The 14,646-nt window shown below is 56.9% G+C and carries 10 protein-coding genes; 7 read left to right on the forward strand and 3 right to left on the reverse strand.

Features of this window, described 5'->3' with window-relative positions; all coding sequences use genetic code 11:
• Positions 1–27: 27 nt before the first annotated feature.
• Entirely contained in the window at positions 28–621 is a 594-nt protein-coding gene (locus tag MLE19_RS13715; RefSeq protein ID WP_240718730.1) for a TetR/AcrR family transcriptional regulator, read from the reverse strand.
• A 171-nt stretch (positions 622–792) separates the two neighbouring features.
• Between MLE19_RS13715 and MLE19_RS13720 the strand changes: the two genes are divergently transcribed.
• From MLE19_RS13720 to MLE19_RS13735, 4 genes are all read left to right on the forward strand, one after another.
• A complete protein-coding gene (locus tag MLE19_RS13720) occupies positions 793–2,019 on the forward strand; it encodes an efflux RND transporter periplasmic adaptor subunit (protein ID WP_240718731.1) in 1,227 nt (408 codons plus the stop codon).
• Positions 2,016–5,156 carry an efflux RND transporter permease subunit gene (locus MLE19_RS13725; RefSeq protein WP_240718732.1) on the forward strand — a complete coding sequence of 1,047 codons (3,141 nt, stop codon included), beginning with the start codon at positions 2,016–2,018 and terminating at the stop codon, positions 5,154–5,156. The genes MLE19_RS13720 and MLE19_RS13725 overlap by 4 nt, the downstream gene beginning before the upstream one ends.
• Positions 5,156–6,562 carry an ATP-binding protein gene (locus MLE19_RS13730; protein WP_240718735.1) on the forward strand — a complete coding sequence of 469 codons (1,407 nt, stop codon included), beginning with the start codon at positions 5,156–5,158 and terminating at the stop codon, positions 6,560–6,562. Before MLE19_RS13725 ends, MLE19_RS13730 begins: the two co-directional genes overlap by 1 nt.
• A 131-nt stretch (positions 6,563–6,693) precedes the next feature.
• Positions 6,694–7,389, forward strand: coding sequence for a response regulator (locus MLE19_RS13735; RefSeq protein ID WP_240718736.1), 696 nt, complete (start codon positions 6,694–6,696; stop codon positions 7,387–7,389).
• On the opposite strand, the gene MLE19_RS13740 is transcribed toward MLE19_RS13735, so the two are convergent.
• Positions 7,386–8,336, reverse strand: a complete 951-nt coding sequence (locus tag MLE19_RS13740; protein ID WP_240718738.1) for an alpha/beta hydrolase — start codon at positions 8,334–8,336, stop codon at positions 7,386–7,388. The genes MLE19_RS13735 and MLE19_RS13740 overlap by 4 nt on opposite strands.
• 149 nt (positions 8,337–8,485) lie before the next feature.
• Between MLE19_RS13740 and MLE19_RS13745 the strand changes: the two genes are divergently transcribed.
• The 3 genes from MLE19_RS13745 (at position 8,486) to dauA (ending at position 13,059) form a co-directional block, all read left to right on the forward strand.
• The gene (locus MLE19_RS13745; RefSeq protein ID WP_240718740.1) at positions 8,486–8,905 is read left to right on the forward strand and encodes a hypothetical protein; all 420 of its coding nucleotides are present in this window, start codon (positions 8,486–8,488) and stop codon (positions 8,903–8,905) included.
• Between the two features lie 217 nt (positions 8,906–9,122).
• Positions 9,123–11,171: a choline BCCT transporter BetT gene (betT, locus tag MLE19_RS13750; RefSeq protein WP_240718741.1), complete on the forward strand. Its 2,049-nt coding sequence runs from the start codon at positions 9,123–9,125 to the stop codon at positions 11,169–11,171.
• A gap of 151 nt (positions 11,172–11,322) precedes the next feature.
• Positions 11,323–13,059 (forward strand): C4-dicarboxylic acid transporter DauA, encoded by a 1,737-nt coding sequence (dauA, locus tag MLE19_RS13755; protein WP_240718742.1) that lies wholly within the window; start codon positions 11,323–11,325, stop codon positions 13,057–13,059.
• A 62-nt stretch (positions 13,060–13,121) separates the two neighbouring features.
• Here dauA and exaC read toward each other — a convergent pair whose 3' ends face one another.
• Positions 13,122–14,642, reverse strand: a complete 1,521-nt coding sequence (gene exaC / locus MLE19_RS13760) for an acetaldehyde dehydrogenase ExaC (protein WP_240718743.1) — start codon at positions 14,640–14,642, stop codon at positions 13,122–13,124.
• Between the last annotated feature and the right edge of the window lie 4 nt (positions 14,643–14,646).

Consider the following 14,646-nt stretch of genomic DNA (forward strand, 5'->3'; position numbering starts at 1 on the left):
CGCGCTCAACGTCACGTCCATCGCTGGCTATGGCGATGGGCGTACCAGTACTTGCTGGAACAGGATCGTTTCAAACTGCTCCATCGGCTCGACGGATTTAAGCGTTTTGGCACGCAAAATGGCACCTTCCCAACCGGTAAGAATAAAGCTGGCAAGCGCCTCGGGTGCGGTGTGGCTGGCAATATCACCTCGCGCCTGTGCATCCTGCAGGCATCGCACGAAGCGCTGTTCCCAGCGCTGCAGCACGAGGTTTAACGCATCGCGGAAGGTGTCGCTCTGGCCTGAAAGCTCTTGGCCAAGGTTGCCAATCAAGCAGCCTGTGGCATGATCGCACTCGTGCATATGGTCACGGCCAGCCGCGAAGTACCGTTTCAGGCGCTCAAGTGGCGGCGTATCACTATCTTCCAGCAGTGCCACCAGGGTTTCTTCATAAGTAGCCGCAAAGCGCTCAATCACCGCCAGCCCGAAATCCTCTTTACTGGAGAAGTAGTGATAAAAGGAGCCTTTGGGTACATCGCAGGCCTTTAAAACGGCATTAATACCCGTCGCGTTGTAGCCCTGCTGACTAATCAGCTGGGCGCCACTATCAATTAATTTGTCGCGGGTTACATTGTTTTTCATACGATTAAAGTAGACCAGTCAGTCTATTGGTATCAAGTGAGTGCCAAGTAAATGTTAATTGCATGTTATTTGCACATTGTTTGACTAATGGCTGCTTAACAATGCGTGATGCTAGCATCATACGCTTATTTTTCTGGAATTTTCGCCCTAGCCAACGGATGACGCGCGGTAATGATACCAAAACGCTCCTTTTCCCCCTCTTCCTCGTCTTATCAACGAGGCCGCGTTCGTTTAGGTGCCGTGGCTGCATTGTTGATTCTTGTCGGCACCCTCGTGCTCGCTTGGTGGATCATATCTCAGCCACCCCGCATCGCGCGCACAGCGCCGCCGGAACCTCTACCTACAATGGTAGACGTAATGACCGTTACCGCGACGGCCCAGGCCCCTAATCTCTACGGTTTTGGTCGTGTCGAAGCAGAGCAAGAGGCGATGCTGGCAAGCCGTGTGGCAGGTCAGTTAGAGCGTTTTGCTGAGGGCGTCGTGCCTGGCCAAGTCGTCGAGCAGGGCGCAGCCGTGGCCTTTATAGATCAAGCTGACTTAGCGTTGACACTGGAAGATGCCCAAGCACAGCTGGCCAATGCTCAGGCGCTGCTTGCTTTAGAGCAGGCAGAGCAGCAGCGCGCCCGCAGTGAGTATGAATCTTTTGGTCGTCAGCTCTCCGCTGAACGCCAAGCGCTGGTTTTGCGAGAACCACAGCTGCGCCAAGCGCAAGCTGAACTTACCCAGGCACGCGTGGCACGCGATCAGGCGGCACTGAATGTTGAACGCGCCACCCTCACCGCTCCCTGGCGGGCGATGGTGCAAGAACGCTTGGTAGGCGCCGGCAGCCTGCTTAGCCAAGGAACAGAAGTGTTGCATTTGGTGGGGGTAGAGCAGTTTTGGGTGCGCGCATCACTGCCCGGCGAATGGATGGAGTGGTTGGAAGCGGGCAGCAACGTCACCTTAACCAGCCGTGGCTGGCCCGAAGGCGCGACACGCGAAGGCACGCTAGTGTCAATGCTCCCCAGCCTGGAAGAGAATGGCCTGCAGGCACAGGTACTCATCGCGGTGAACGATCCCCTTGCGCTAGAGAGTGAAGGCTCTGCCCTGCGCCTGGGCGATGTTCTGCGCGCGTCCTTTCAACCAGCCATCCAAGAGCAGCTTCTCTCCCTGCCCTCAGCAGCACTTCGCCCGGGTGACGTAACCTGGCGAGTAGACGAGGAGAACCGCCTGCGCCGTACGCCCGTCACGCTGGCCTATCGCGGTGAAGAAGACGCTTTGATTCGCAGCGGCCTTGAAATTGGCCAGCAGGTGGTTACGGCGGGCTTGGCGCAACCCCGTGAGGGCCAGCTAGTCCGCATTCGGCGGCCCAATGACACCCCGGCTCAAGCGGGAGATGAATCGGGAGACGAATCATGAAGGCGCCACGTGGCCCACTGGCATGGATGGTCGACCACGGGGTAGCGCCTAACTTACTGATGGTGCTGTTTATCGTCGGCGGCTTAATGGCCTCGCTGGCGATTAAAAAAGAGGTGTTCCCCGAATTCGACACCGAAGTCGTTCAAGTGACGATTAGCTACCCCGGCGCCACGCCGGAAGATGTTGAGCAGAGCCTACTACTACCCGTAGAGGCGGCGATTGCCGATGTCGAAGGCATTGATGAGCTTACCGCCACGGCCAGCGAAGGGAGTGCTAACGTTAGCGCCACACTGATAGATGGCATTGATGTGATGCGCGTCTATCAGGATATTCAGCAGGCGGTGAATGCTATCACCACGCTGCCCAGCGCCGCCGATCCACCACGTTTCACCTTGGCGGGGCGGTCGCGCAGCGTGCTCAGCCTGCAGGTGTATGGCCAAGTCGGCCTAGAGGCGCTGCATGACGCAGCCGAAGATGTGCGTGGCGAGCTGCAAGCCACTTCAGGCATTTCCCGAGCGGAGCTCTCCGGTAACCGCGAGCGGGAGATTCAAGTCCATCTGGATGAAGAGGCCATCGAGCGCTTTGGCCTGGATCACCAGGAGCTGGCTAGCCGCATCGCCGAAGAGGCGCTGGACCTTGCCAGTGGCCAGTTAACCACGGCCGAAGGTGAATGGTTGATCCGCTACCAGGGGCGGCGTAACAGCGCCGAGGCCTTTGCGGAGCTGCCGATTCTGACCAGTACCCAAGGGGCCCCCATTACGCTGGGTGAGATCGCCAGAGTGAGCGACGGCTTTGCTGAAACGGACCGTGAAGAGTTCTACAACGGCCAACCCGGTCTCTCCGTCGATGTTTATCAGATTGGCGACCAAACCCCGACCAGTATCTCAGAAGCCGTCAACGGTGAGCTTGAGCGCCTACGCACAGGCATGCCGGAAGGCGTTAGCCTGGATATTTCCCGCGACAGCTCAGAAGTTTACGAAGACCGTCTCAGCCTGCTGTTAAAAAATGCCTGGATGGGCCTAGCGCTAGTCTTGGTGCTCATGGCGCTGTTTTTGGAAGCGCGGTTGGCGTTCTGGGTCACACTGGGTATTCCGACGGCGTTTCTAGGGGCGATGCTGTTTCTACCCTGGATCGGCGTCTCGCTCAATATGATGTCGATGTTCGCCTTTATTATCGCCCTAGGGATTGTGGTGGATGACGCCATTATCGTTGGCGAAAATATCTACAGCTATCGGGAAGAGGGCTACTCGCTGCGCGATGCAGCGGTCAAAGGCGCCAGCGAGATCGCCACGCCGCTTACGTTCGCGATTCTGTCCAATATCGTCGCCTTCCTGCCGCTGCTGTTTTTACCCGGCTTTTTGGGGCTGATTTTTGCCACCGTTCCGGTGGTGGTAGTGACCGTCTTTCTGATCTCCTGGCTGGAAGCGCTCGTCATTCTGCCCGCCCACCTAGCGCATAGCCGCAAACCGCGCCAAACCCCGGCGTGGCAGCGCCCTCTTGAAGCGCTGCGACAACGCCTTCAGGGCGGCTTGCACCATTTCACTTATCGCCAGTTTGAGCCTTTCCTACAGCGCGCGCTAAACCAGCGCCTGCTGAGTATTTCGCTGGGCATCGCTATTCTGCTAATCGCCCTCTCCTGGGCGATGAGCGGGCGGCTAGGCTTCTCGCTGATGCCGAGGGTTGAGTCGGATCAGGTGCAGGCCTCGGTAACGTTGCCCATTGGCAGCAACATCAGCGTTAGCCGCGAGCTTAGTCAACAGCTGCTAGACGCCGCCGATGCCCTCAGCGATCGCGAAGAGACCCTCAGCTTTAGCAGTTCACGCAGCCGCCTGGACGGCGAAAGCCTGGAAGTGCGTTTAGATATTGCCAGTGAGAGTTTAGAGGCTTGGCCACCGTCGCGGATTGCCCGAGAGTGGCGCGACCTGACCGGCGATCTACTTGGCGCCCAGTCGGTGCGTTTTGAAGCGGACGTCGGCGGTCCCGGTAGCGGTGCAGCACTCAGCCTGCGCCTCTCCCACCCGGACACCCAGGTATTGGAAGCCGCCGCCGAACGCTTGGCAGAAACCCTGGGCGGCTATGGACTTACCGATATCGACAGCGGCCTGGGCGACGGTAAACCGCAGCTAGAGATGCGCCTTTCTGCTGAGGGACGCGCCTTGGGGCTTACAGGTACAAACCTAGCCCAAGCCCTGCGTGGGCCACTGCAAGGTGCCACGGCGCTTGAGCAGTACGTCGGGCGCAGCGAAATCAGCGTTGAGGTTCGCTTGCCCAACGACAACCGTGACAGTCTGAACGAACTCTACCGCATGCCGGTGCGCACGCCCGATGGCTTGAGTGTGCCACTGTCGCGTGTCGCTGATATCACCATTAGCCAAGCCTCCAGCAGCCTTGAACGCATTAATGGGCGGCGGATTATTACCGTGACTGCCGACTCGGAGAGCGATCTGGCGATCAACCAAGTGCTTGCGACGCTCCAGGAAGAGGTGTTCCCCAATCTGGAAGCGACCTGGCCAGGGCTTGAGGTCAGCATGGGCGGTCGTCAGCAGGACACCGCCGACAACTTGGCAACGCTAAAAACCTCCATGTGGCTAATGATTGCCGCCCTTTACGCCCTGCTCGCTATTCCCTTCAGAAGCTATTTGCAGCCGCTGCTGGTGCTGGCCGCCATCCCCTTTGGCATTGTTGGTGCCGTCGCGGGGCATATGATTATGGGCTTTGGGCTTTCGATTATCAGCCTGCTCGGTATGTTGGCGCTCTCCGGCGTGGTCATTAATGATGCGCTGGTACTGATAGACTACGCTAACCGTAAACGCCGCGAAGGCATGGGCGCCCGGGAAGCCATCGTGGCAGCGGCCACGCGTCGACTGCGGCCAATCATGATGACCACGCTAACGACCTTTTTGGGTCTGGCACCGATGATTTTGGAAACCTCGCGGCAGGCGCGCTTTATGATCCCTATGGCGATTTCACTGGGCTTTGGCATGCTGTTCGCCACCGCGATTTTGCTGATTCTGGTGCCCTGCCTCTATCTCGGCATGGAGAATGTACGCGAGCGGTTTAGTGCGCCCCGCCAGCCCGCACTGGGTAAAAATCAGCTAGAGAAAAATGCGCCTAATCAAGAAGAGGGAGCTCATTAATGGCTGTGCTCACCGCAATACGCCAATGGCGGCCCTCCCGGCTAGGGCTCAAGCTGTTTGTGATTATTCTTAGCGTCAATGTGGCCATCTCAGCCAGTATGTTTCTGGCGGTCTCCTACAGTATTGACCGCGGCTTTCTCGACTATCTCAATCAAGCTCAGGAGCGCCGCGCCGCGCTGCTGGCAGATGGTCTTGTTACTCGCTGGGAAACCCAGCAGAGCTGGGAGTGGCTAGAGCAGTCACCGGAACGCTGGCCGTTTATCGTTCGCTTTGAGTTGGGCCAAGAGCATCGTGACCGGCCTTCACCGTTAGGCGAAGCGCGCGATTTCAGCTTGCGTGCGCAAGATGGCCGCTTTGTAGTTCCCCCCCATAGCGGGCGCGAAAACTCTGGCAACTGGCACTGGTTGCCACTGGAAAGCGGCGACACCCAAATTGGGTCGTTGGGATTCCGGCCTCCTCGGGAGATGATGGAGCGCATGGAGAGCCGCTTTCTGGAGCGCCAGCAGCGTAACCTAGTGCTTATCGTCATATCACTCTGCGTGGCATCGCTGCTACTGGCGGGCGGGCTCTCCTGGTGGCTTGGGCGTCGCACACGGGCTCTCGCGGGTGCCACGCTGCGCCTCACCGAAGGTGACTATCATACTCGGCTACCGGAACGCGGCCGCGACGAGCTCTCACGCCTAGCGCGTGATTTCAATGTGCTTGCCGCCACGCTGGAAGCCAGCCGCGATGCCCGCGCCCGCTGGGTATCAGATACGGCCCATGAGCTGCGCACGCCGCTGGCGGTACTGCGCGGAGAGATCGAAGCCATGCAGGATGGCATTCGGCCCCTGAATCAGGAGAACCTCGGCTCACTCGCCCAAGAGGTGGGTCAACTAGAGCGTCTAGTGGCAGATTTACGCCTACTTTCACAAAGCGACGCGGGCGCGCTGGATATTCAGCTTGCGCCGATGGATCTTAGCGATTGCCTTTCCAGCCGATTGGCCGACGCCGACCGCTGGTTAGTCGAAAGTGGTTTAACGCTGACGGAACAGATAGAGCCTGGCATCAAGATTCGCGGCGATGCCCAGCGCCTGCGCCAGCTGTGGAACAACCTGCTGGATAATAGCTGCGCTTACACCCAGCCACCGGGCGAACTCCGCGTCACGCTCACCACTCAACAGGGGATGGCAGTGGTCACTTGGGAAGATAGTACGCCGGGCGTGCCGGAGGGTGAGCTTGCACGCTTAACCGAACGGCTGTATCGCGTGGAAGGTTCGCGCAGCCGTGCTAGCGGCGGCAGTGGCTTAGGGCTCTCCATCGCCAGCGCTTTGGTTAACGCACATGGTGCAACGCTGGCGCCTTCTACCTCAACGCTAGGTGGACTGCGCTGGACGCTTCGCTTTCCTCTAATGAAAACTATTTAATGTTTCAGGGCTTATGTTTCCAGGGCTTATGCATTAAGAACAGATGTTTTAGAAACTGATATTTTAAGAGCTGATATTTCAAGATCAGTTAAGCCATGCTTTCCCGTTCACTGCTAAGCGAGTCTACCGCTATGTCTCATGCCGCCTCTTTGCTCGTTGTTGAGGATGAACCGAAGATCGCCCGCTTAATGGCGGACTACTTAACCACCCATGGTTTTGAGGTGACAACACTAGGCCATGGTGATGAAGTGATACCTTGGCTGGAGCAGCACTCCCCTGCTTTGGTACTACTCGATATTATGCTGCCGGGTAAAGATGGCCTCACTTTGAGCCGGGAAATTCGCCAGCAGTGGCCCTCCATTGCCATCATCATGGTCACCGCCAAGGTAGAAGAGGTTGACCGCTTGCTAGGACTGGAGCTGGGTGCGGATGACTACATCTGCAAGCCGTTCAGCCCCCGTGAAGTCGTCGCTCGGGTCAAAGCCGTACTGCGCCGTAGCCAGGCAGTGGCCGATACCCCAAACACGGCGCAAAACGCCCCGGTGGTGTTAAACGAAGACGGCTGGCAAGCGCTCGCTTATGGGCAGGATTTAGGCCTGACCGCAGTGGAGTTTCAGTTATTACGCGTCATGATGCAGGCACCGGGGCGTATCTTCAGCCGCGAACAGCTGATGGACCACATGTACCGCGACAACCGCATCGTTTCAGAGCGCACCGTGGACAGCCACATCAAAAAACTGCGCAAAAAGATCCACGAAACGCTCCCCGAACTTGAGATCATCCGCTCGGTATACGGGGTCGGTTATAAGTATCAGCCGGAGGGCTAGGGATTTACCTGCCGATTGAGAAACGCGATGCCTGCATCAATTGCTCCGCCGCGCAGTAGAAAGCTGGCAAAGTGGCCGCGCCAGCGCTGCAAGTAAAGTTCACTTTCGATGTTATTGACTTGCAGGGCTTGATAGAAGTCCGTGGCGTGATCCACCGGCACTAATTGATCCCATTTGCCGTGGAATAGGAAGAACGGCGGGGCCTGAGGGGTTATTTGCCAGGCAGGCGATGCTAACCGGTACGCCTCGGTCTCTTCTGCACGGGTGCCGCCGATAAAATCAACCACCAGCGGCCCGTCATCAAACTTCAGTAAATCACTGGGAAGACCACCGGCCAGCACGGCGGCTAAACGGCTCTGTGTACCGCCGTAGGGCTCAGCTAACGGCCCTTCTACCCCGGCGAGCGCCAGCAAACTGACTAGATGCGCGCCAGATGAAAACCCCACCCCAACAATGCGGTTTGTATCCACCTGCCACTCATCGGCATTGGCATGAATCCAGGCCATGGCCTGCTGCAAATCATGTAGCTGGCTAGGGAAGCGATACTCCGGTGCAAAGCGGTGCTCTATATTGACTGCCACATACCCCTGCCCAGCCAACTGTTCAGCGATGCCCTGCATATCTTCAGGTGTGCGGTTTCGCCATCCGCCGCCGTGTACTACCAATGCCGCCGGTCGAAGCGTATCTGCTGGGCCATCAGGTAGGTAGACATCCGCGTTTAACGCCTGCGGCCAATCGTCGGGCGTGTAGGTACTAGGCGCCAAACGGGAAAATGGCTGGGATTCACGCAGCGAACTGCTTTTAACGGCAGGTTCGCCCTGGCTTACGTGCTGCGAAGCGCTGCACCCGCTCAGTAGTAAGGCAATTGCCCCCAGGCCGGTAACGCGGCGCAGTTTAGTCAACGCGCCACGCTGCTGGCACACGCGAAGTTGCTCGGTTCGCGACATTATGATGCTCCTTGATAACTAGGTGACCCCTCACCTACCGACTACGACCTGCAACAATCCAATAAGATCATGATTGTTGCACACTATCTGCAAACGGTTTGCACTGCGTCTAGCGATACTGGCATCGTCAACTCACCAGGAGAGAACTTATGAATATTTCAAATGCTAAGAAACTGTCAATTCGCCAACTGTTCGCCCCAGCTCTGCTAGCGATCGCCATTGCGCCGCTAGCACTGACCGCTCAGGCGGATAACCATGGTGACCACGAAGGTCGCGGCGCGGATCGCGAGCGCATGGAAGAGCGCATGGAGGAGCGTCGCCAGGAAGTGTATGAGCGCGCCGAGATCTCTGAAGAGAAGCAGGCTGAGCTCAACGAAGCTCACGCTGAGCACCGTGAAGCGATGCACGCACTGCGTGATGAACATAAAGAGCGCGTTGCTGAAATCCTTTCAGATGAAGAGCAGGAAGCACTGCGCACCGCCATGCGCGAAGCCCATGAAGAGTATCGGGGTAAGCATGGCAAACGTGGCCACCACGGCGACAACGAAGACAGCGCTGATAGTGAATAAGCGTTGAGTACTTTTTAAACGCTAGCATTAACGCCCGGTTCGCCGGGCGTTAATGCGTCTGGAATATTGTTTTTAGATCGATAGCGTTGTGTCGATTCAACCTATGAGAGGAGAGGTAAACTTGAAGGGAAAGGCTTAATCGCGTATTTTATTTGAACGTTCATTCAAAATAAAATCTTGTCTTAACCATCACCTTCAACAACAGGAGTCCGCCTGCATGGCGAAAGACAACCCTATTCTCCCCTCCCGCGATCGCCTTAACCCCGTAGTGTTCCACGGTAGCGTGGCAGGCATTGTGATTTTCTTAGTGCTCACTATGCTGTTTACCGAGCAAGCTGGCGCTTTCTTTGATGCAGGCCTTGCCTGGGTGAGCAAAACCTTTGGTTGGTACTACATGCTCGCTATCGTGGCGTACCTGGTATTCGTGGTCGCGATTGGCATGTCGCGCTTTGGCAGCATTCGTCTTGGGCCTGATCACTCCCGGCCTGAGTTTTCGCTACTCTCCTGGTCGGCCATGCTGTTTGCCGCGGGTATTGGTATCGATCTGCTGTTCTTCAGCGTTGCTGAGCCGGTTGCGCACTATTTGGCACCGCCGGATTTAACGCCGGAAAGCCAGGAAGCGATGCGTAACGCCGTCGTTCAAACCTATCTGCACTGGGGGCTCTCCGGTTGGGGGCTGTACGTGTTGATGGGTATGGCGCTGGCGTACTTCAGCTACCGGCACCGTTTGCCGCTGGCGATTCGCAGCGCGCTCTACCCGATCCTCGGTAAGCGTATTCACGGCCCGATTGGCAACGCGGTAGACATTACCGCAGTAATATCCACTGTGTTTGGTATTGCTACCAGCTTGGGTATCGGGGTGATGCAGTTGAATTACGGCCTCACCTATATGTTTGGTGTGCCGGAAACCCTCACCGTGCAGGTGATTTTGATTGTTCTGGTGGTCGTATTAGCGACGATTTCTGTAGTGACCGGCGTTGAGAAAGGCATTCGCCGCTTATCAGAGTTCAACATGCTGCTGGCATTGGCGCTAATGCTGTTTGTCCTCTTTTCGGGCGACACCCTGATGTTGCTGGATAAAGTGGTCAACAACGCCGGTGATTATTTATCAGGCTTTGTGGGCGCCAGCTTTGATACTTACGCCTTCGCCGATGAGAGCGCCCAAGAGTGGAAGATGTGGTGGACGATCTTCTTCTGGGGCTGGTGGATTGCCTGGACGCCGTTCGTAGGCCTATTCCTGGCGCGTATCTCCCGTGGCCGTACCATTCGCGAATTCGTCGCTGGCGCCTTGTTTATTCCGCTGGCCTTTATGATGGTGTGGATGTCGGTCTTCGGTAACAGCGGTATTGAGCTAGTGGCCAACCAAGGCGTTGCCGAGCTAGGTGAACAGGCGCTTAACACGCCGCAAACGACGCTCTATACGCTGCTTGAATACTATCCTTATGTGGGTCTTACCGCAGCTGTCGTCACCGTCTTGGGCATTGTGTTCTTTATCACCTCAGCGGATTCCGGTGCGCTGGTACTGGCCAACTTCACCTCGATTTTGAGCGACGTGAACCACGATGCGCCGGTGAAGCTACGCATTTTCTGGTCGGCAACGATCGGTTTGATCACCATTGCCTTGCTAATGGCCGGTGGCTTAAACGCTTTGCAAAGTGCCGTGGTCATCACCGCTCTGCCTTTCTCGCTGGTGATTTTCGCTGTAATGGTAGGCATGTATAAAGCCCTGAAAATGGAAGGAAGCAAGGCCGATGCGCGCCGCATGATTGCCGGTGGCGCCCCCGGCGGCGACTGGAAGGAGCGCTTGGATCGCGCCTTGGATACCTCCAACCGTGCGGGTGCCGCTGCGACGATTGAGCACTCTATTCGTCCTGCGATGACACAGTTTGCCCAAGAGCTTGAAAGCCGCGGCCAAACCGCCAATGTGACCGAAGAGCACCTAGAGGGTGAAACGCTGCCCAACTTGATGCTCCAGGTCGATTTTGGTGAAGCCACCAGCTTTGTCTACCAGGTGTGCCCGCACCGCATGCGTACACCAAGCTTCATCCCGGCGGACGATGACTTCTATGTGCGCTTGGATGTATACCTAGCAGAAGGCGGCCAGGATAAAGACCTTAACGGCTACACCCGTGGTCAGGTGATAGGTGATTTGGTCTGCGAATATGAGCGCCATCTGCACTTCCTGACGCTTGCGGGCCAGCAGATGGGCCATGTGCAGGCAATGCCTGGCACCATCGGCGAACCGCCCGAAGATTCCCAGATGTAATAGCTTCAACGTTAAAGCAAACACAATCCCGGCCTCTGTGCCGGGATTTTTTTTGTGCGCGAACGACTCCGCGACTAACGACTTGTTGTGAAAATACAGGGGTAGGCGTAGCGTAAAGAACTGATTTTCCTGTCGTCTATGAGGCTTGCCTATGTCCCGCGCACATCGACCCTCGGGGTACGTTTTCCCGATGCCTGGCAGTGCGTTACTCAACGCCTGGCGTGAAGGTTATTCGCTGGGCAAATTAAAGCGCGACGTAATGGCGGGGCTTACGATTGGCGTGGTTGCCGTGCCGCTTTCCATGGCGCTGGCAATTGCCACTGGCGTGCCGCCCCAACACGGGCTCTACACGGCCATTGTGGCAGGGGCGGTGATCGCGTTAACCGGCGGCTCACGATTTAATATATCCGGACCTACCGCCGCTTTTGTGGTCATTCTCTTCCCGATTGTCGCCAACCATGGCTTGGGTGGGCTGCTGATTGCCACCTTCATGGCGGGCGCTATTTTGGTCGCGCTGGGGCTTTCGCGATTGGGCAGTTTGATTCAGTACGTACCCTATCCCGTCATACTTGGCTTTACGGCGGGCATCGGTGTGGTAATTGCGCTGCTACAGCTGCCTGACTTTTTGGGTTTGGCGGGGGTCGAGCTGGGCGATAGCACCCTGGATAACCTGCTACTGATTGGCCAAGCGCTGCCCACGCTGTCGCTGGCGGAGATCAGCGTCGGACTTGTCACCTTAGCAACACTGCTGGTTTGGCCACGCTTAAATACCCCGATACCTGCCCCGCTAGTAGGGTTAGCGGTGGGTACGCTGGCAGCCTCGCTACTGCTAATGAGTGGCGTTGAGGTCGATACGATCGCCTCGCGGTTTAGCTGGGAGTTTCAGGGTGAAAGCGGCAGCGGCATTCCGCCCTTTGCGCCTAGTTTCGTGGCGCCTTGGCACCTACCCGGTGCAGATGGCACGCCGCTTGAAATCGACTTTGCGTTGATTCAAGCGCTGCTGGGCCCGGCGCTGGCGATCGCTTTACTCGCTGCGATTGAATCGTTGCTTTGCGCCGTTGTCGCCGACGGCCTAACCCGCACCCGCCACGACCCCAACGCCGAACTGATTGGCCAAGGGCTCGGCAATCTGGTGGTGCCCTTCTTTGGCGGCATTACTGCTACGGCCGCACTGGCGCGCACCGCGACCAATATCAAAAGCGGTGCCTTTTCGCCTATCGCTGCCGTAGTGCATTCATTAGTGGTGTTGCTGGCCGTTGTCGCGCTGGCGGGCGTGCTGGGTCATGTGCCCATGGCGGCCTTGGCCGCACTGCTGTTTATCATTGCCTGGAACATGAGTGAAGCACGTCACTTTGTACACACGCTAAAAAGTGCACCCGCCAGCGATGTTTGGGTACTGGTGATCTGCTTCGCACTGACAGTTATTTTCGACATGGTCATCGCTGTGGCTGTCGGCATTGGCCTAGCCGCCGCTCTGTTTATCCGCCGAATGGCGCAACTAACCAATACCCAGCGCCTAGACTCGCTCTCCACAGGGGAGCACTTCCCACCAGAAGTAGCGCTCTACAAAATTAGCGGGCCGCTATTTTTCGGCGCGGCTGAAAAAGCCATTGCCACACTTCGAGTCATTGATCACAGCGTACGAATTGTCGTTTTGGATATGCGCGATGTGCCCAGCCTGGACACCACCGCCATGGTGGCGCTGGAATCGCTGCGACGTGAGTTAGGCGAGCAAGACGTGGGGGTCATCTTTGCGGGGCTGCCGCCACGCATGGCGCTGAAAATAAAGCGTGCAGGTATTCGTCGCGAAGTGGGTAAATTTGCCGTGGTTAACAACCTTGCCCATGCTGAGCGTATGTCACGCCGCTGGCTGGAGAATACTGGCTAGCGCACCCATAAAAAAGCCGCCCGACGTAAAGCCGGGCGGCTGTTTAGACGTTTTTCAGAACGCTAGAAGAAGCCCAGCGGGTTGATGTCGTAACTGACCAGCAGGTTCTTGGTTTGTTGGTAGTGCTCAAGCGCCACCTTATGGGTTTCGCGGCCAACGCCGGATTTCTTGTAGCCACCGAAGGCCGCGTGGGCGGGATACTGGTGGTAGCAGTTGGTCCACACGCGCCCGGCTTGAATGCCACGGCCCATGCGGAAAGCGACGTTGATATCGCGACTCCACACGCCTGCGCCCAAGCCAAATTCGGTGTCGTTGGCAATCGCCAGCGCTTCTTCTTCATCCTTAAAGGTAGTGACTGCCACTACTGGGCCAAAGATCTCTTCCTGGAAGACGCGCATCTGGTTGTTACCTTTCAGCAGCGTGGGCTGAATGTAGTAACCGCTATTGATGCTGTCGTCCATGGTCTCTTTATTACCGCCGGTGAGGAATTCGGCACCTTCATCGCGAGCGATATCCATATAGGACATGATCTTGTCGAACTGCTCTTGGGAGGCCTGAGCGCCCACCTGCACATCGGTATCTAATGGGTTGCCACGCTTGATGGTTTTAGTGCGCTCGATGACCTTGGCCATGAACTCGTCGTACATGCTCTCTTGAATCAGTGCGCGAGACGGGCAGGTACACACTTCACCCTGGTTAAAGAACGCCAGCACCAAGCCCTCGACCGCTTTATCAATAAACGTCGGTTCGGCGTTCATGATATCAGCGAAGTAGATGTTGGGGGATTTGCCACCTAGCTCCACGGTGGAGGGAATAATGTTTTCCGCCGCGCATTTCAGAATATGCGAACCAACGGGGGTGGAGCCGGTGAACGCAATTTTGGCGATGCGCTTGCTGCTCGCCAGAGCTTGGCCTGCCTCAGCACCAAAGCCGTTAACGATATTGAGTACACCAGGAGGAAGCAGATCGCCAATCACTTCCATCACTTTCAAAATCGACGCGGGGGTTTGTTCCGCGGGCTTCAAGACCACGCAGTTACCCGCCGCCAGTGCAGGCGCCAGTTTCCAGGCGGCCATCAGGATCGGGAAGTTCCAGGGGATGATCTGACCCACTACGCCCAGCGGTTCGTGGAAGTGATAGGAAACCGTGTTGGCATCGATATCCGCCGCGGTGCCCTCTTGCGAGCGCAGGCAGCCTGCAAAGTAGCGGAAGTGATCGACAGCCAATGGAATATCGGCATTGATGGTTTCGCGTACCGCTTTACCGTTATCCCAGGTTTCAGCCACCGCGAGCATTTCTAGGTTTTGCTCAATGCGGTCGGCGATTTTTAACAGGATATTGCTGCGCTCTTGAACCGACGTCTTACCCCAGGCAGGGGCCGCTTTGTGAGCTGCATCCAGTGCTTTATCGATATCTTCTGCTGTTGAGCGAGGGATTTCGCAAAAAACATGACCATTAACTGGGCTAATGTTGTCAAAGTACTGGCCTTTGACCGGGGCAACAAATTCACCACCGATATAGTTGCCATAGCGTTTTTCAAATGACACCACTGAACCGGTATCACCTGGGTTGGCGTAGATCATTGTC

It is taken from the genome of Vreelandella neptunia (genome assembly GCF_022489065.1).
Classification (GTDB): Bacteria; Pseudomonadota; Gammaproteobacteria; order Pseudomonadales; family Halomonadaceae; genus Vreelandella; species Vreelandella neptunia_A.

Excerpts from the sequence above, each read along its gene's own strand:
- MLE19_RS13745 (WP_240718740.1), top strand. The coding sequence starts at position 8,486 with ATGAATATTTCAAATGCTAAGAAACTGTCAATTCGCCAACTGTTCGCC.
- dauA (WP_240718742.1), top strand. The coding sequence starts at position 11,323 with ATGTCCCGCGCACATCGACCCTCGGGGTACGTTTTCCCGATGCCTGGC.
- betT (WP_240718741.1), top strand. The coding sequence starts at position 9,123 with ATGGCGAAAGACAACCCTATTCTCCCCTCCCGCGATCGCCTTAACCCC.
- MLE19_RS13735 (WP_240718736.1), top strand. The coding sequence starts at position 6,694 with ATGTCTCATGCCGCCTCTTTGCTCGTTGTTGAGGATGAACCGAAGATC.
- MLE19_RS13715 (WP_240718730.1), bottom strand. The coding sequence starts at position 621 with ATGAAAAACAATGTAACCCGCGACAAATTAATTGATAGTGGCGCCCAG.
- exaC (WP_240718743.1), bottom strand. The coding sequence starts at position 14,642 with ATGATCTACGCCAACCCAGGTGATACCGGTTCAGTGGTGTCATTTGAA.
- MLE19_RS13720 (WP_240718731.1), top strand. The coding sequence starts at position 793 with ATGATACCAAAACGCTCCTTTTCCCCCTCTTCCTCGTCTTATCAACGA.
- MLE19_RS13730 (WP_240718735.1), top strand. The coding sequence starts at position 5,156 with ATGGCTGTGCTCACCGCAATACGCCAATGGCGGCCCTCCCGGCTAGGG.
- MLE19_RS13725 (WP_240718732.1), top strand. The coding sequence starts at position 2,016 with ATGAAGGCGCCACGTGGCCCACTGGCATGGATGGTCGACCACGGGGTA.
- MLE19_RS13740 (WP_240718738.1), bottom strand. The coding sequence starts at position 8,336 with ATGTCGCGAACCGAGCAACTTCGCGTGTGCCAGCAGCGTGGCGCGTTG.